The sequence below is a fragment of the Enterovibrio paralichthyis genome (assembly GCF_019209835.1).
Classification (GTDB): domain Bacteria; phylum Pseudomonadota; class Gammaproteobacteria; order Enterobacterales; family Vibrionaceae; genus Enterovibrio; species Enterovibrio paralichthyis.
Window position 1 is genome coordinate 1 of sequence record NZ_JAHUTS010000030.1, and the last position, 16,055, is coordinate 16,055.

Annotated in this window: 14 protein-coding genes and 6 tRNA genes; 18 read left to right on the forward strand and 2 right to left on the reverse strand. The window is 51.7% G+C overall.

Annotated elements, in window-relative coordinates; translation table 11 throughout:
* The first annotated feature begins 48 nt into the window (after positions 1-48).
* From KU854_RS21820 to KU854_RS21850, 7 genes are all read left to right on the forward strand, one after another.
* Positions 49-125 (forward strand) — tRNA-Met (locus KU854_RS21820).
* A gap of 92 nt (positions 126-217) precedes the next feature.
* A tRNA-Leu gene (locus KU854_RS21825) sits at positions 218-304 on the forward strand.
* 56 nt (positions 305-360) lie between these two features.
* Positions 361-447, forward strand: a tRNA-Leu gene (locus KU854_RS21830).
* A gap of 58 nt (positions 448-505) precedes the next feature.
* A tRNA-Leu gene (locus KU854_RS21835) sits at positions 506-592 on the forward strand.
* A 58-nt stretch (positions 593-650) separates the two neighbouring features.
* Positions 651-737: transfer RNA gene (locus KU854_RS21840), tRNA-Leu, on the forward strand.
* Between the two features lie 28 nt (positions 738-765).
* A tRNA-Gln gene (locus KU854_RS21845) sits at positions 766-840 on the forward strand.
* A 131-nt stretch (positions 841-971) separates the two neighbouring features.
* Complete coding sequence (locus KU854_RS21850) at positions 972-2,444, forward strand: protein adenylyltransferase SelO (protein WP_218360435.1); 1,473 nt, start codon at positions 972-974, stop codon at positions 2,442-2,444.
* 98 nt (positions 2,445-2,542) lie between these two features.
* Here KU854_RS21850 and KU854_RS21855 read toward each other — a convergent pair whose 3' ends face one another.
* On the reverse strand, positions 2,543-3,703 hold the full coding sequence (locus KU854_RS21855) for a 2-octaprenyl-3-methyl-6-methoxy-1,4-benzoquinol hydroxylase (RefSeq protein WP_218360436.1): 1,161 nt from the start codon (positions 3,701-3,703) through the stop codon (positions 2,543-2,545).
* Positions 3,704-4,000: 297 nt separating this feature from the next.
* On the opposite strand from KU854_RS21855, the gene miaB reads away from it, so the two are divergent.
* From miaB to KU854_RS21885, 6 genes are all read left to right on the forward strand, one after another.
* Entirely contained in the window at positions 4,001-5,425 is a 1,425-nt protein-coding gene (gene miaB / locus KU854_RS21860) for a tRNA (N6-isopentenyl adenosine(37)-C2)-methylthiotransferase MiaB (protein WP_218360437.1), read from the forward strand.
* A 103-nt stretch (positions 5,426-5,528) separates the two neighbouring features.
* Complete coding sequence (locus KU854_RS21865; protein WP_218360438.1) at positions 5,529-6,605, forward strand: PhoH family protein; 1,077 nt, start codon at positions 5,529-5,531, stop codon at positions 6,603-6,605.
* Positions 6,606-7,070, forward strand: a complete 465-nt coding sequence (ybeY, locus tag KU854_RS21870) for an rRNA maturation RNase YbeY (RefSeq protein ID WP_218360439.1) — start codon at positions 6,606-6,608, stop codon at positions 7,068-7,070.
* A 26-nt stretch (positions 7,071-7,096) separates the two neighbouring features.
* A complete protein-coding gene (gene corC, locus KU854_RS21875) occupies positions 7,097-7,963 on the forward strand; it encodes a CNNM family magnesium/cobalt transport protein CorC (protein ID WP_054778458.1) in 867 nt (288 codons plus the stop codon).
* A gap of 19 nt (positions 7,964-7,982) precedes the next feature.
* Positions 7,983-9,521 (forward strand): apolipoprotein N-acyltransferase, encoded by a 1,539-nt coding sequence (gene lnt / locus KU854_RS21880; RefSeq protein ID WP_418885872.1) that lies wholly within the window; start codon positions 7,983-7,985, stop codon positions 9,519-9,521.
* 78 nt (positions 9,522-9,599) lie between these two features.
* Positions 9,600-10,187, forward strand: a complete 588-nt coding sequence (locus tag KU854_RS21885; RefSeq protein WP_218360441.1) for a lipid-binding SYLF domain-containing protein — start codon at positions 9,600-9,602, stop codon at positions 10,185-10,187.
* A gap of 64 nt (positions 10,188-10,251) precedes the next feature.
* Here the strand turns inward: KU854_RS21885 and KU854_RS21890 are convergent, their stop codons facing one another.
* On the reverse strand, positions 10,252-10,737 hold the full coding sequence (locus tag KU854_RS21890) for a zinc ribbon-containing protein (protein ID WP_218360442.1): 486 nt from the start codon (positions 10,735-10,737) through the stop codon (positions 10,252-10,254).
* Positions 10,738-10,844: 107 nt separating this feature from the next.
* Here KU854_RS21890 and leuS point away from each other — a divergent pair, with 107 nt between their 5' ends.
* From leuS to rlmH, 5 genes are all read left to right on the forward strand, one after another.
* Positions 10,845-13,418 carry a leucine--tRNA ligase gene (gene leuS, locus KU854_RS21895; protein ID WP_218360443.1) on the forward strand — a complete coding sequence of 858 codons (2,574 nt, stop codon included), beginning with the start codon at positions 10,845-10,847 and terminating at the stop codon, positions 13,416-13,418.
* 24 nt (positions 13,419-13,442) lie between these two features.
* Complete coding sequence (locus KU854_RS21900) at positions 13,443-14,105, forward strand: LPS-assembly lipoprotein LptE (protein ID WP_255555688.1); 663 nt, start codon at positions 13,443-13,445, stop codon at positions 14,103-14,105.
* The gene (gene holA, locus KU854_RS21905) at positions 14,102-15,130 is read left to right on the forward strand and encodes a DNA polymerase III subunit delta (protein ID WP_218360445.1); all 1,029 of its coding nucleotides are present in this window, start codon (positions 14,102-14,104) and stop codon (positions 15,128-15,130) included. Before KU854_RS21900 ends, holA begins: the two co-directional genes overlap by 4 nt.
* A gap of 130 nt (positions 15,131-15,260) precedes the next feature.
* The gene (rsfS, locus tag KU854_RS21910) at positions 15,261-15,578 is read left to right on the forward strand and encodes a ribosome silencing factor (protein ID WP_054778455.1); all 318 of its coding nucleotides are present in this window, start codon (positions 15,261-15,263) and stop codon (positions 15,576-15,578) included.
* Between the two features lie 4 nt (positions 15,579-15,582).
* On the forward strand, positions 15,583-16,053 hold the full coding sequence (rlmH, locus tag KU854_RS21915) for a 23S rRNA (pseudouridine(1915)-N(3))-methyltransferase RlmH (RefSeq protein WP_054778454.1): 471 nt from the start codon (positions 15,583-15,585) through the stop codon (positions 16,051-16,053).
* Positions 16,054-16,055 lie beyond the last annotated feature (2 nt).

Consider the following 16,055-nt stretch of genomic DNA (forward strand, 5'->3'; position numbering starts at 1 on the left):
CCGCCATTCCCTGGTTCGAATCCAGGTACCCCAGCCATATTTCAGGTTGGCTACGTAGCTCAGTTGGTTAGAGCACATCACTCATAATGATGGGGTCACAGGTTCGAATCCCGTCGTAGCCACCACTAATACTGAAAGTCTTGAGACTTTCGGCCAGATAAGAGACACTACCAAATCTCGGAAAGCGAAGGCTTTCAATCTGGGAAACAAAACAAATGCGATGGTGGCGGAATTGGTAGACGCGCTAGCTTCAGGTGTTAGTGTCCTTACGGACGTGAGAGTTCAAGTCTCTCCCTTCGCACCAAATACCTTGCTCGAAAGAGGGTCAGACAAGGCTAAAAACTGACGACAATTAGGATTGCGATGGTGGCGGAATTGGTAGACGCGCTAGCTTCAGGTGTTAGTGTCCTTACGGACGTGAGAGTTCAAGTCTCTCCCTTCGCACCAATCCTCCTTGCTCGAAAGAGAGTCAGACAAGGTTAAAAACTGGCAGACAATCAGGTTTGCGATGGTGGCGGAATTGGTAGACGCGCTAGCTTCAGGTGTTAGTGTCCTTACGGACGTGAGAGTTCAAGTCTCTCCCTTCGCACCAAACCTTCTTGCTCGAAAGAGAGTCAGACAAGATTAAAAACTGACAAACAATACGGTATGCGATGGTGGCGGAATTGGTAGACGCGCTAGCTTCAGGTGTTAGTGTCCTTACGGACGTGAGAGTTCAAGTCTCTCCCTTCGCACCAAATCTTTGCTGAATAAGCAGAGTACAATTGGGGTATCGCCAAGCGGTAAGGCAGCGGCTTTTGATGCCGCCATTCCCTGGTTCGAATCCAGGTACCCCAGCCATATTTGAAAGCTCGCTTTTTAGCGGGCTTTCCTCGTTTCTGAACCCCATAAATTTCCCACAACGGTTACGTGGTTGAAAGCCGCGCCAATCCCTGTACGCTTGAGTAAAGCCTCTAATGGATTGAGCAGTCATGGCAAACCTTACCTCGCCGATAAAACACCAGATTTATCTTTCTCTCCCCGAAGATATCTATACCCCGCTCGCACCACGTAGGGTCGAAGCCCCGGCAATGTTGGCACTCAATCATGATCTGCTAGATGAGTACGGCCTCAATTCGGATTGGTTTGAAAGCGCAGAAGGTATCCATGCGCTGGCAGGTAACAGTGACTATCCCGATGCCAATCCCATCGCCATGGCCTACGCTGGTCACCAGTTTGGATACTATTCACCGCTTTTAGGTGATGGACGCGCCCATATGCTGGGACAAATTCAAAAACCGGATGGCAAGTATGTCGATGTGCAGCTCAAAGGCTCAGGCAGAACCCCTTATTCTCGTGGCGGTGATGGACGTGCCACTGTGGGAGCCGTGATCCGCGAATACCTTATCAGTGAAGCCATGGCAGGTCTTGGTATTCCAACGACGAGAACGCTTGCGATCCTCGCTACTGGAGAATCAGTGATGCGCGAATACCAGATGGTGCCGGGTGGTATTCAGGTGAGAACTGCAAGCAGTCACATCCGCGTAGGCTCATTTCAGTATGCCTATGCTAAGCTGGGCGAGCATGGTGTCAAAGCCCTTGCCGATCACTTGATTGAACATCACTTCCAGAATCTCACAGCACGTGATGACAAATATCCCGCCCTGCTGGAAGCGATTGCTGTCCGGCAGGCAAACCTTATCGCCCAATGGATGCTGGTCGGCTTTATCCACGGCGTGATGAACACGGACAATATGTCGCTGGTTGGCGAAACCATCGATTTTGGCCCCTGTGCATTTATGGATGAGTTCAAGGCCGGGAAAGTGTTCAGCTCGATTGACCGCGACGGACGCTATGCCTGGGATCAGCAAGCTAATATCGGTTACTGGAACCTCTCACGCTTTGCAGAAACCTTGCTACCACTGTTTGATGCAGACTCAGACAAGGCAGTCGCGTTGGCAGAAGAGAAACTCGGCACTTACATATCAACCTTCCAAATTGCATTTCATCATGGCTTGATGCAAAAGCTGGGGATCATGGCGACCAACAAAGACGCTGACGATCTGGTCAACCAGACCTTGCCGCTTCTGGAATCGGAGAAAATCGACTTCACCCAGTTTTTCGATACGCTGACACGCGTGGCTCAAGGTGACAACGAAACAGAGCTACTTGCACTGTTCACCCATCAGCAAAATGGCGAGGCCTGGCTGGCTAACTGGAAATCAGTCAGGGATGAAAATGAAGAGACAGTGGCGGCGATGCAAAAAGCCAACCCTGCACTCATTGCCCGAAACCACCAGGTAGAAAAAGCGATCGAAGATGCAATGGAAAGGAACGACTTTTCGCTATTCCACCGACTGGCAGAAGCACTGAAAACGCCTTTTACCGTCAGCGCAGAAAACCGGGATTTGCAAACACCACCAGCAACGGAAGAACGTGTGCTAAGAACATTCTGCGGTACTTGACATGTCCCCCCCTTTCCAAGGGGAGGGCTAGGGTGGGGTTTGGCTCTTAGAAAAGCAATATCCCTCTCTCGCATACTTGAAAGAGAAGGAGAAATATCTCAAAGGCCCATGGCGTATTTCAGCACCTGGACTTTGATGGGCCCGCTGCTTTCCGCCAGCTTCAATCCGACATTCCGCAATAACTTAAGCGGCGCAATTTCATTGCTGAATCCACCATAGAACACATCCATCCCGGTTTGCATGATGAGATTATCCGGCTTGCGTTTACGCTCGTAGGCCGCCAGCACATCATCGCTCAGCCATTCAATGCCCGCATCGGCCACAACATCCAGCAATGCATCCACATCTTTAAAGCCGAGGTTTACGCCCTGCCCTGCCAATGGGTTGATGGTGTGGGCTGCGTCCCCCAACACCACGACGCCTTTGTTGAAATATCGCTGGGCATGACGGCGGGTCAGTGGGAATGCTCCCTGGCGGATGACTTCAATATCCCCTAACTCTTTCGGGAAATGCTGCAGGATTTCGCTACGCAGCGCTTGCGGTGACATTGCGCAAAGCTGTTTGATGCGGGACGGACTATCATACCAAACCAAAGATCCCTGGTGACCCGGAAGCGGCAGGAAGGAGCGCGGGCCATCCGGTGTAAACCACTGCCAAGTGATATCCTGCTGTGGCAACTCAGTTTTCACATTCACCAACATACAGTGCTGGCGGTAATCCCAGGCAGTCACACCAATCTTGGCGTAATCGCGCACACGGGAATTTGCGCCATCGGCACCAACCAGCCAGCGGCCGTGCAGTATGGTGCCATCATCAAGCTCCACGATGTGGCCTTGGCTATCAGGTAACATAGCCAGAATGTTGGCAGGGCAAGTTACTTCAAGGTTCTCCTGTGCCTCACAGGCTTGCCACAACGCGAGTTGGAGCACACGGTTTTCGACGATAAACCCTAGCTCAGACAAATCCATGCTGTCTGCGCTGAAGCGGATGCGGCACTCAGGATGCTCCCAGGTCTCCAGGCGACGATACGGGCAAAGGCGCATGCCAAGCACACTGTCCCATACTTTAAGGGATTTCAGCAGGGCGACAGATGCAGGCGAGATCGCGGATACACGCAAATCCATCGGCTGCTCAGGGTCAAAAGGTTTTGGTGCTGCACGCTCAACCATGGCAACACGCTTGCCCTGTTTCGCCAGCCCCAGCGCCGTGGCCGCGCCAACCATGCCTCCGCCGACGACAATAATATCGAATTGTTTCATAACACAATCTCTTACAATGCTGTGGTTATTCTACCGTTAACCCTCTCGATTGCGACTGCTGAAGCCGCGTCTTTCCTCAATTCCTACAAAAAATTTGGGGAGAAGGTGCACTGGTCACAGAATGACTTACGCAGTACAATACGCGGCTAATCGCTGGCCTGACCTAGCGCCGCATGGCGCAGCGCCAAAAAGATCATAGATTTTCGGCTGATTTTTCAATGGGTAACCTTTACATGGTTGCTCTTTTATTTTGCTCAGCCGAAACACGTAAAACGTTAATTATGAGCAATGAGTTACATGGCTAAGAAACTGCTGATCAAAACCTGGGGCTGCCAGATGAACGAATACGATTCATCAAAAATGGCAGATCTGCTCAACGTAGCCGGTGGCTACGAGCTGACCGAGGAGCCGGAAGAGGCGGACGTACTGCTTCTGAATACCTGTTCCATCCGTGAAAAGGCTCAGGAAAAAGTGTTCCACCAGCTGGGTCGCTGGAAAAACCTCAAGGATCAGAAGCCAGGCCTGGTGATTGGTGTTGGCGGCTGTGTTGCCACCCAAGAAGGTGATCACATCCGCGAGCGTGCACCTTACGTTGACGTTATCTTCGGCCCACAAACCCTGCACCGTCTGCCTGAGATGATCAAGCAATCCCAGCAGAACGAAGCACCGGTGATGGACATCTCTTTCCCTGAAATCGAGAAATTCGACAGCCTGCCTGAGCCACGTGCTGAAGGCCCAACGGCGTTCGTTTCTATCATGGAAGGCTGCTCAAAATACTGTACTTACTGCGTGGTACCTTACACCCGCGGTGAAGAAGTGAGCCGTCCGCTGGATGACGTGCTGTACGAAATCGCCCAACTGGCAGAGCAAGGCGTACGTGAAGTAAACCTGCTGGGACAGAACGTTAACGCATACCGTGGTGACACCCACGACGGTGAAATCTGCACATTCGCAGAGCTGCTGCGTTACGTCGCGGCAATCGACGGTATCGACCGTATCCGTTACACCACCAGTCACCCGATTGAATTCACTGACGACATCATCGAAGTGTACAAAGACACCCCAGAAGTGGTGAGCTTCCTACACCTGCCAGTTCAGAGCGGTTCAGATCGTATCCTGACCCTGATGAAGCGTCCACACACGGCGATCGAGTACAAATCGAAGATCCGTAAACTGCGTGAAGCACGTCCTGATATCGCGATCAGCTCTGACTTTATTGTTGGTTTCCCGGGTGAAACCGATGCCGATTTCGAAGCCACCATGAAGCTTATCCGTGACGTGAACTTCGACATGAGCTTCAGCTTTATCTTCTCACCTCGTCCGGGCACGCCAGCGGCAGATTACCCAGACGATACCCCTGAGCAGGTGAAGAAAGAGCGTCTGTACGAACTGCAACAGCAAATCAATGCGCAGGCGATGATTTACTCACGCCAGATGCTGGACAGCGAGCAACGTATTCTGGTTGAAGGCCCGTCGAAGAAAAACCTGATGGAGCTGCGTGGCCGTACCGAAAACAACCGTGTGGTGAACTTCGAAGGCTCTGCAGATTTGATCGGTCAGTTTGTTGATGTAAAAATCACAGAAGTACTGCCAAACTCCCTGCGTGGTAAACTGGTGCGTACCGAGAAGGATATGAATCTGCGTGTGGCGGTATCGCCGGCAGAGATGATGGCAAAAACACGCAAAGAAGATGATCTTGGCGTAGGCGTGTATACTCCGTAGTAGAGATCGGAGGCCATTTTGCCATCCTGAGCTCCGCAGTGGCGGAGGTTAACTCACGTTATCGGCGTCCTATACAGACGCCGATAACCATTGCGAGGAAGCATTGAACAAAGTCATTACTTTAGAAGTATCGCTGGAACCAGCGGATAATTCACGCCTGGCCAGTCTGTGCGGCCCTTTCGATGACAACATCAAACAACTCGAACGCCGTCTGGGTGTGGAAATCAACCACCGTAGCGGTCACTTTGCCGTCGTCGGCAAGCCTCACACAGCCACTGCTGCTGTCGATATTCTCAAACGCCTTTATGTTGAAACTGCCCCGGTAAAAGGCAATTTCATCGATCTCGAACCTGAGCAGGTTCACCTTGCCATTAAGGAAAGCGGTGTTCTGGAACAAAACACCGAGTCGTCGATTCCTTATGGCAAAGAGATCAACATCAAAACCAAAAAAGGTGTGATCAAGCCGCGTACTCCGAACCAGGCGCAATACATTACCAATATGGTGACTCACGACATCACCTTCGGTATTGGCCCTGCCGGTACAGGTAAAACTTACCTTGCAGTAGCCGCTGCGGTTGATGCGCTTGAGCGCCAGGAAATCCGCCGTATCTTGCTGACCCGTCCAGCGGTTGAAGCCGGTGAAAAGCTGGGCTTCCTGCCAGGCGACCTGAGCCAGAAAGTCGACCCTTACCTGCGCCCGCTCTACGATGCCCTGTTTGAAATGCTGGGCTTTGAGCGCGTTGAGAAGCTGATTGAACGCAACGTTATTGAAGTGGCACCGCTGGCTTATATGCGCGGCCGTACCTTAAATGATGCATTCATCATTCTTGATGAGAGCCAGAATACTACTGTGGAACAGATGAAAATGTTCCTCACCCGTATCGGCTTTAACAGCCGTGCGGTTATTACCGGTGACGTCACGCAAATCGACTTGCCACGCAACGCCAAATCCGGCCTTCGCCATGCGATTGAAGTGTTGGCTGACGTGAATGAGATCAGCTTTAACTTCTTCCAGGCAGACGATGTGGTACGTCACCCTGTGGTTGCACGTATCGTTCAGGCTTATGAGGTATGGGAAGCCGAAGACTCCCGAGCCCGTAAACAAGCGGAAGAGCGTCGCCGACAAGAACGTGAAGCGGCATTAAATGTGGCACCTACGCCAGAAGAGAAGCAATCTTAAATGCAATATTTCGTTGATCTTCAAATCGCAACACAAAACACCGATAATCTGCCTACTGAGGAGCAGTTTAATCAGTGGTTTGAACAAGCGGTGAAATCCTTCCGCGAACAGGCAGAAGCGACTATCCGTGTTGTGGACGAATTTGAAAGCCAGTCACTGAACCGTGACTACCGCGGCAAAGACAAGCCAACCAATGTGCTGTCTTTCCCGTTTGAAGCACCTCCGGGTGTGGAGTTAGATCTGCTGGGCGACCTGATTATTTGCCGTCAGGTTGTCGAAAAAGAAGCAGAAGAGCAGAATAAAGACCTCTTTGCCCACTGGGCACACATGGTTGTACACGGCAGTCTCCATCTGCTAGGTTATGACCATATCGATGATGAAGAAGCCGAGGAAATGGAGTCTCTTGAGATTTCAATTATGAACGCGCTGGGATTTGAAAACCCATACGCGGCGGACTTCATCTAAATATCAACGTTGTAAATATTGAGACAATGAACGAAGACAACTCACAAAGCTCTGAAGGTCCGAGTAGAAAGACCTTCTTCGAACGTTTAGGACAGCTCTTTCAGGGTGAGCCGAAAGACCGTCAGGAACTGGTAGATGTATTCCGTGATTCGGAACAGAACGATCTGATCGACCACGATACACGGGATATGCTTGAAGGCGTGATGCAGATTTCTGAAATGCGCATTCGAGACATCATGATTCCGCGTTCGCAGATGGTGACCATCGAACGCTCACAACCTCTGGAACAAATCATTGCCATCATTAATGACGCCCAGCACTCACGCTACCCGGTGATCAGTGATGACAAAGACCACGTAGAAGGCATTCTGCTGGCCAAAGATTTGCTTCGCTACCTGATCCCAGACAGTGAACCCTTCGACATCGACAAAGTGATCCGCCCTGCTGTGGTAGTGCCGGAAAGCAAGCGTGTTGACCGTCTGCTGAAAGAGTTTCAGGAAGAGCGCTACCATATGGCGATTGTTGTCGACGAGTTCGGCGGCGTATCTGGCGTGGTAACCATTGAAGATATTCTTGAGGAGATCGTCGGCGATATCGAAGACGAATACGACGACGAAGAAGAGCAGGAAATCCGCCAGCTCAGCAAACACACGTTCGCCGTGAAAGCGCTGACCACGCTGGAAGACTTCAACGAGAAATTCGGTTCTCAATTCAATGACGATGACATCGACACCATCGGTGGTTTGGTCATGACTAGCTTCGGTCACTTGCCAACCCGTGGCGAAGAAGTGGACATTCAAGCGTTTCATTTCAAGGTCACGGCAGCCGACAGTCGACGCATTATCCAGTTGCAGGTTACTATTCCGGATACGACTGCAGAGGAAACGGCATAAACGTCAAATGCTAACAAACATTACTTCTAAGCGGCCCCAAGCATTCATGCGGATCTTCGGGGCCGCTTTTTCTGGTGCCCTCGCCACGTTGGCTTTTGCACCCTACGGATTCTGGCCGGCGATGCCTGTGGCATTGGTGGCACTTCTTCTTCTTATTTATCAGCAAGCGCCGAAACGCGCTGCCTGGCTGGGTTTCTTCTGGGGGCTGGGACAATTTAGCACCGGTGTCGGCTGGGTTTACGTGGTTATCGACAAATTCGGTGGCATGCCTACCGCAGTCGGCCTTACGCTCATCGCCCTGCTGGTGATGTATCTGGCGTTTTATCCCGCACTCTTCGCCTATATCCTACAGAGAGTAAATCTGACTCCGGCACTGCGCTACCTGTTGCTTGCCCCTTCTCTTTGGCTGGTTATTGACTGGTTCCGTGGCTGGTTCCTGACAGGCTTCCCTTGGCTTTGGCCGGGCTACAGCCAGATTGACGGGCCGCTGGCTTCGTTTGCCCCCATGTTTGGCGTACAGGGTATTACCCTTGCGCTGTTGATAATTTCCGGTTCTATTGCCATCGCCCTGCTGCAACGCAACATCAAGGCGCTTGTGCCAGCTTTGGTCGTGACATTAGTTGCGACGGTTTCGTCCTTTATACCTTGGGTGCAGGAAACCGGCAAAAGCGTGGATGTGGCCATGGTGCAAGGCAATGTACCACAGGAGTTGAAATGGCTACCTAGCCAGCGTTGGCCTACCTTGCTGACCTATCAGGACATGACGCGCCAGAACTGGGATGCCGATATTGTTATCTGGCCGGAAGCTGCGATCCCCGCTTTGGAGCGCGACTTACCAGACTTTCTTTCACGTTTGGACAGTGCTGCCATCAACAATGACACTGCGGTGGTTGCCGGTGTATTGGATCAGAATGAGAAAGGCCAGTTCTACAACAACGTGATTACCCTGGGTGAAAACGGCGAGGCGGGCTACAGCTACCCGTCACCACAAAGCTATAGCAAACATCACCTGCTGGTCTTTGGTGAATTTGTGCCGTTTGAGGATCTGTTAAGACCTTTGGCACCGCTGTTCAACCTGCCAATGTCATCATTCAGCCGCGGTGAGTACACCCAGCCAAATATCGATGCCAAAGGCTACCAGCTGGCACCGGCCATCTGTTATGAAATCGCCTTTAGCGATCAGGTGCGCCAGAGCTTGACGCCGGATTCAGACTTTATCCTGACCTTGTCCAACGATACCTGGTTTGGCCGCTCAATTGGCCCGCACCAGCATCTGGAAATTGCCCGCATGCGCGCACTGGAAAACGGCAAGCCCGTGCTTCGTTCAACCAACACTGGGCTGACCGCAGCGATAGGATACAAAGGCGATATCATTGCTACCGTGCCGCAGTTTGAAACTGTGGTGCTTCGCGCTGATGTACCGACGACAGTAGGCCAAACCCCTTACACCCTGTTTGGCGACTGGCCATTATATGGATGGGTAGTACTGTCAGGGCTGGTATTGATTGTGTTAGGGCGCAGTCAAAAATTGTCGAGTTCGTCGAAGTCGCAATTATAAGAGCGAACAGTGGTGCAAACATTGTGTCTACTTAAGAGGCTGAATTCCCATTTCAGCCTTTTTTTCAAGGAGATTCCTATGCGCGCCTTAACCCGATTATTTGCTATCCCGCTAATCCTTTTTTCATCCGTATTCTCCACGACCGTCGCAGCCGAGCCTGATGCCGAACTGTTTGCTGATGCGCGGGCAGCGCTTGCCAACTTCCACCGCTTCGATCAGGTGAAGCCCTTTTTTGAAAAAGCGTATGGCTACGCCGTATTCCCATCTGTCGGCAAGGGGGGATTTTGGGTTGGCGGTGCTTACGGAAATGGGCTTGTCTACCAGGGCAGCCGGACTGTCGCTCAGGCAGAACTCATCCAGCTTTCAATTGGATTCACCTTCGGCGGCCAGGCATTCAGTGAAATCCTTTTCTTTGAAGACAAAGCAACATTCGACAGCTTTATGTCAGGCAGTTTCGAATTGGGCGCACAAGCTTCAGCCACTGCCCTGACAGAGGGTGCCGCGGCTTATGCGGGCACCACAGGCACGTCAGCCAATGCAGGCAATCACCAATCCAAGGCTTACTACATCAATGGTATCGCCATCTTCACCCAAGCCAAAGGCGGCTTAATGGTGGAAGCGGCTTTAGCCGGTCAGAAGTTCAATATCGAACCGTTAGGGAATTAGGGGAACTGGGTCCTGGGTCCTGGGTCCTGGGTCCCAAAATACCAGTCGCCCCTGGTAAATCTCGTTATGCTGGAAACGGTTTGCGGCTAAATCGCTTGTTTCCGCATTTCACGCAAGACCGGAGCACATCCACATGATTGTGTTCCGTCTGATTGCCGCATTTTTCGCAAATCAAGATTCCGAGCCCGACGACTTCACCGGCGTTGTATACGCCATGATGCTGAATATCCTGCAGTACCTCCCGCCATTCCAGTTGGGTTTTATCGGTAATTTCCGCGAGTTGCTCCCACAGGGAATTGGCAATTAAATCGCGGAACACACCGCCATCGTCAGCACTGCTTTGGGGCTCATCATAACGCTCTCCGAACTCCTGAACATCGCGTTTCAGATAAGCTTCTATCAACGCCAACTCATCTTTGGTCATATCTGACGCTGCTTTTACGTACCGTTCCGACAGGTCAACCCATCGTTGTAGCTCTTCGGGACTGTGCTTTAAGGCTTCGCTGATCCGCTCCACCAGCACTTTGTACTCCGGTTTTTGCTCTGACATAGGCCACCTCTGCATTCAAGTGTTGTTGCGCCTTCTACCTTTAGTTATTCTATGTCGATTATTTTGGTTCATTTTATACCTATCTCACAAATTCCCGGATGTCATCGATGCAAGAACAATACCGTCCACAGGACATTGAACCTAAGGTTCAGGCTGATTGGGACAAGAACAAAACTTTCGTAGTTCAAGAAGATCCAAACAAAGAAAAGTTTTACTGCCTCTCTATGTTCCCGTACCCAAGTGGTCGTCTGCACATGGGTCACGTGCGTAACTACACCATCGGTGACGTAATTTCCCGCTACCAGCGCCTGCAAGGCAAAAACGTGATGCAACCAATCGGTTGGGATGCGTTTGGCCTGCCAGCAGAAAACGCAGCGGTTAAGAACAAGACCGCGCCAGCACCTTGGACTTACGAGAACATTGAATACATGAAGAACCAGCTGAAACTGCTGGGCTTCGGCTACGACTGGGACCGTGAATTCGCGACCTGTACGCCAGAATACTACCGTTGGGAACAAGAGTTCTTTACCAAGCTTTATGAGAAAGGCCTGGTTTACAAGAAGACCTCTTCTGTTAACTGGTGTCCAAACGACCAGACTGTTCTGGCGAACGAGCAGGTTGAAGACGGCTGTTGCTGGCGTTGTGACACACCTGTTGAGCAAAAAGAGATCCCACAGTGGTTCATCAAGATCACCGCTTACGCGCAAGAGCTGCTGGACGACTTGGATAAACTGGATGGCTGGCCAGAAATGGTTAAGACCATGCAGCGTAACTGGATTGGCCGCTCTGAAGGCGTAGAGCTGAAATTCCAGGTGGCTGGCGAGAGCGATCTGGAAGTCTACACCACCCGTCCAGACACCCTGATGGGCGTGACATACGTAGGCATCGCCGCAGGTCACCCACTGGCGACCAAAGCTGCAGAGAACAACCCTGAACTGGCTGCGTTCATCGAAGAATGTAAAAACACCAAGGTTGCTGAAGCTGAGCTGGCGACCATGGAGAAGAAAGGCATGGATACCGGCCTGAAGGCGATCCATCCTCTGAACGGCCGTGAAGTGCCAATCTTCATCGCGAACTTTGTTCTGATGGACTACGGCACAGGCGCAGTGATGGCAGTACCAGGGCACGACCAACGTGACTTCGAGTTCGCGACCAAATACGGTCTGAACATCGAGCCAGTGATTCTGGCAGAAGACGGCAACGCACCTGACATTTCTGAAGCAGCACACACTGAGAAAGGTGTTCTGTTCAACTCGGGTGAGTTCGATGGTCTGAACTTCGAACAAGCATTCGACGCAATTGCAGCCAAACTGGAAGCTGAAGGTAAAGGTCACAAGACCGTGAACTTCCGTCTGCGCGACTGGGGTGTATCCCGTCAGCGTTACTGGGGCGCACCAATCCCGATGGTCACCACCGAAGACGGTGAAGTACATCCGGTACCGGCCAACCAACTGCCAGTGATCCTGCCAGAAGACGTGGTGATGGATGGCGTGACAAGCCCAATCAAAGCGGACAAGGCTTGGGCAGAGACCACCTACAACGGTCAGCCAGCGCTGCGCGAAACTGACACCTTTGATACCTTCATGGAATCAAGCTGGTACTACGCGCGTTACTGTTCACCAAAAGCTGATGAGATGCTGGACTCAGACGCAGCAAACTACTGGCTGCCAGTTGATCAGTACATCGGTGGTATCGAGCACGCATGTATGCACCTGCTCTACTCACGCTTCTTCCACAAACTGCTGCGTGACGCTGGCATGGTGAACAGTGACGAGCCATTCAAACGCCTGCTGTGCCAAGGCATGGTGCTGGCGGATGCGTACTACTACAACAACGACAAAGGCGCGAAGATTTGGGTTTCGCCAACGGAAGTGACCGTTGAGCGTGACGAAAAAGGCCGCATCACAAAAGCTGTCGACACCGAAGGTAACGACGTAGTTCACTCAGGCATGACTAAGATGTCTAAGTCGAAAAACAACGGTATCGACCCACAGGAGATGGTGGACAAATACGGTGCTGACACCGTTCGCCTGTTCATGATGTTTGCCTCACCGGCTGACATGACGCTGGAATGGCAAGAGTCTGGCGTTGAAGGTGCAAACCGCTTCCTGAAGCGTGTCTGGAAACTGGTATTCGAACACACTGCGAAAGGCGACGTTGCCGCATTGGATGCAGCGTCACTGAACGCTGACCAGAAGACACTGCGTCGTGAAGTGCACAAGACTATCGCCAAAGTAAGCGATGACATTGGCCGTCGTCAGACCTTCAACACCGCAATTGCGGCGATTATGGAACTGATGAACCGTCTGGCAAAAGCACCTCAGGACAGCGATGCTGACCGTGCGATTCTTGACGAAGCACTGAAAGCCATCGTTGCGATGCTGTACCCTATCACCCCGCACATCAGTACTGAACTGTGGGCTGCACTGGGTCAAGCTGACATCGACAATGCGCTGTGGCCTGTTGCCGATGCAGAGGCAATGGTTGAAGACGAGAAGCTGATCATCGTTCAGGTGAACGGTAAGCTTCGCGCCAAGATCACTGTTGCGGCTGACGCAGCAAAAGATGCAGTAGAGACGATGGCGCTGAACGACGAACACGTTGTGAAGCACACAGAAGGTAAAACCGTGCGCAAAGTGATTTATGTGCCGGGTAAACTGGTTAACATCGTTGCTAACTAATACAGGGAGAATTCGGTGAAAACGATGTATCGTACTCTCCGAACCCTGCTGGTAGTGGTGGCCGCCCTGGCCACCGCTTCTTGCGGATTCCACCTTCGCGGCAGCTACAACCTGCCGGAAGATATTCAAAAGCTGTCTGTCACCAGTTTTGACAAATACGGCAAACTCACCCGTGAAATGAAGACCCAACTGCGTCTTCACGATATCGATGTAATTTCACCCGCAAAGAGCATTTCCAACCTTCACCTGAAAGGCGAAAGCTATGGTGAAAGTACTCTGTCGCTTTACCAAAATGCGCGCGTGGCAGAAAAACAATTTTCTTACAGTGTCAGCTATTCAGTGACAGTGCCGGAAAAAGGTAGCTACAACTTCTCAACATCCCTAAGCCGCACCTACCTTGATAACCCGCTGACTGCACTTGCAAAATCAGTGGAAGAGGAAATGCTGGCACAGGAAATGCGCGTAGAGGCGACCAAACAGATCATGCGTCAACTGGCGCGTCTGAATGCCCATATTGAAGAGTTCGAACGTAAGCAGGCCGAAGAAAAGGCTCTGCGTGAACTTTATCAAGGCGTAGGTGACGATAAACCTGCTGTCACAATTGAAACCCGTTTCGAAGGCAAAGACGACGAAACGCGTGGAAAGCCATTGTCCAGCTACACCACCGGCAGTGACGCAGCGCAATGAGGATTTACCCAGAACAACTGACGCAGCGCCTGTCGCAGGGGTTGTGTCAGACTTACCTTCTTTTTGGTAATGAGCCTCTGCTTAAGCAAGAGGCTATCCAAAGTATCCTGGCAATATCCACGCAGCAGGGTTTTGATGAAAAGCACCGCTTCACAGTGGACAACCAGCTTAACTGGCAGGATGTGTATGACGCATGTCAGGCGCTAAGCCTGTTTTCCAGCCGTCAGGTGATTATTCTGACACTGCCGGAAAACCCGCTGAACACCACTCAGGCGAATGCCATCAAAGATCTGGACACCATGCTGCACGAGGATATTGTGTTGGTATTGGATGGTCCACGCCTCAACAAAAAGCAGGAAAGCGCCAAGTGGTTTATTTCCCTGCAGCACAAAGGGGTATATGTTCCCTGCAATACGCCGGATGCACGCCAACTGCCCCGTTTTGTTGAGAGCCGATGCCACAGCCTCGGGTTAAAACCTGACAGCGAATCGATTATGCTGCTGGCACAGTGGCATGAAGGCAACCTGCTGGCGTTGTCACAAAGCCTGATGAAACTGCAGTTGTTGTATCCAGACGGTGAATTGACCCTGCCACGGCTTCAGGAAGCACTGTCACGCCACAATCACTACACGCCATTTCAATTGACCGATGCGCTCATTGAAGGCAAAGCCAACCGCGCGGTACGCATTGTGCGACAGCTTGAGGCTGAAGGGGTTGAAATTACTATCTTGCTGCGGGTTATCCAAAAAGAGCTGATTCAACTCTACAAGATGCAGGAATACGGCGCATCTGGCATGGGACTGAGCAAGATTTTTGACCACTTCCGCGTCTGGCAGACCCGACGTCCTTTGCTCACGGCCGCATTGCACCGGCTACCTTTGACCAAGCTCATGCACCTGCTGCAAAGCCTTGCTGAAATAGAAGTGATGGTGAAAACCGACTTTGACAGCAAACCCTGGCCAGCGCTTGCCGCTTTTTGCCTCGACATGAGTGGACACCCAGTTCACCTAGAGCCTGTCAGCTGACGATCAAACCGCGACACCGCTGTGTTTTATTCACAATCGCCAGTGTTATAATTTTGTCTATATCGCCCAGCACCTTGGGTGATCCCGTTTTTAGCGGGAATAAGCACCAAATACCGATAAGGGGAAAACATTGCTTCCGGAACAACTTCAACATTTTGTTGTCGATAAAGCCGATGATATGAAAGCTGCGGATATCGTCACTCTCGACGTTCGCGACAAGAGCAGCATCACCGATTTTATGGTGCTTTGCACCGGCAATTCTAAACGCCATGTTTCATCTATCGCAGAGCACGTCGCCGATGAAGCACGCGCCGCCAATATTCACACTCTGGGTATGGAAGGCGAAAACGAAGGTGAATGGGTGGTGCTGGATCTCGGTGATGTGATGCTTCACATCATGCAAGAGGAACAGCGCCAGTTGTACCAGCTTGAAAAGCTGTGGAATTGAAGCAATGAAGTTACAACTGATCGCAGTCGGCACCAAGATGCCGAAATGGGTTGAGGAAGGCTACAAAGAATACAGTCGCCGCTTCCCGAAAGACATGCCGTTGGAGTTGGTTGAAATCCCTGCGGGTAAACGCGGCAAGAATGCCGACATCCCGCGTATCCTGCAAAAGGAAGGGGAAGCCATGCTGGCGGCCGTGCCGAAAGGAAACCGTATTGTGACCCTCGATATTCCGGGCAAGCGCTGGGATACCGAAGAGCTCGCGCAGCAACTCGAAAGCTGGAAGCTGGACGCACGTGATGTTTCCATCCTTATCGGCGGGCCTGAAGGTTTGTCGCCAGCTTGTAAAGCTGCAGCGGACCAAAGCTGGTCGCTTTCGCCGTTGACGCTTCCCCACCCACTGGTCCGTGTGGTGATGGCGGAGAGTCTGTATCGCGCCTGGAGTATTACTGCGAATCACCCTTATCACCGGGAATAATT

Excerpts from the sequence above, each read along its gene's own strand:
- KU854_RS21890 (WP_218360442.1), bottom strand. The coding sequence starts at position 10,737 with ATGTCAGAGCAAAAACCGGAGTACAAAGTGCTGGTGGAGCGGATCAGC.
- leuS (WP_218360443.1), top strand. The coding sequence starts at position 10,845 with ATGCAAGAACAATACCGTCCACAGGACATTGAACCTAAGGTTCAGGCT.
- ybeY (WP_218360439.1), top strand. The coding sequence starts at position 6,606 with ATGCAATATTTCGTTGATCTTCAAATCGCAACACAAAACACCGATAAT.
- KU854_RS21885 (WP_218360441.1), top strand. The coding sequence starts at position 9,600 with ATGCGCGCCTTAACCCGATTATTTGCTATCCCGCTAATCCTTTTTTCA.
- miaB (WP_218360437.1), top strand. The coding sequence starts at position 4,001 with ATGGCTAAGAAACTGCTGATCAAAACCTGGGGCTGCCAGATGAACGAA.
- rlmH (WP_054778454.1), top strand. The coding sequence starts at position 15,583 with ATGAAGTTACAACTGATCGCAGTCGGCACCAAGATGCCGAAATGGGTT.
- holA (WP_218360445.1), top strand. The coding sequence starts at position 14,102 with ATGAGGATTTACCCAGAACAACTGACGCAGCGCCTGTCGCAGGGGTTG.
- KU854_RS21855 (WP_218360436.1), bottom strand. The coding sequence starts at position 3,703 with ATGAAACAATTCGATATTATTGTCGTCGGCGGAGGCATGGTTGGCGCG.
- KU854_RS21850 (WP_218360435.1), top strand. The coding sequence starts at position 972 with ATGGCAAACCTTACCTCGCCGATAAAACACCAGATTTATCTTTCTCTC.
- corC (WP_054778458.1), top strand. The coding sequence starts at position 7,097 with ATGAACGAAGACAACTCACAAAGCTCTGAAGGTCCGAGTAGAAAGACC.
- KU854_RS21900 (WP_255555688.1), top strand. The coding sequence starts at position 13,443 with ATGTATCGTACTCTCCGAACCCTGCTGGTAGTGGTGGCCGCCCTGGCC.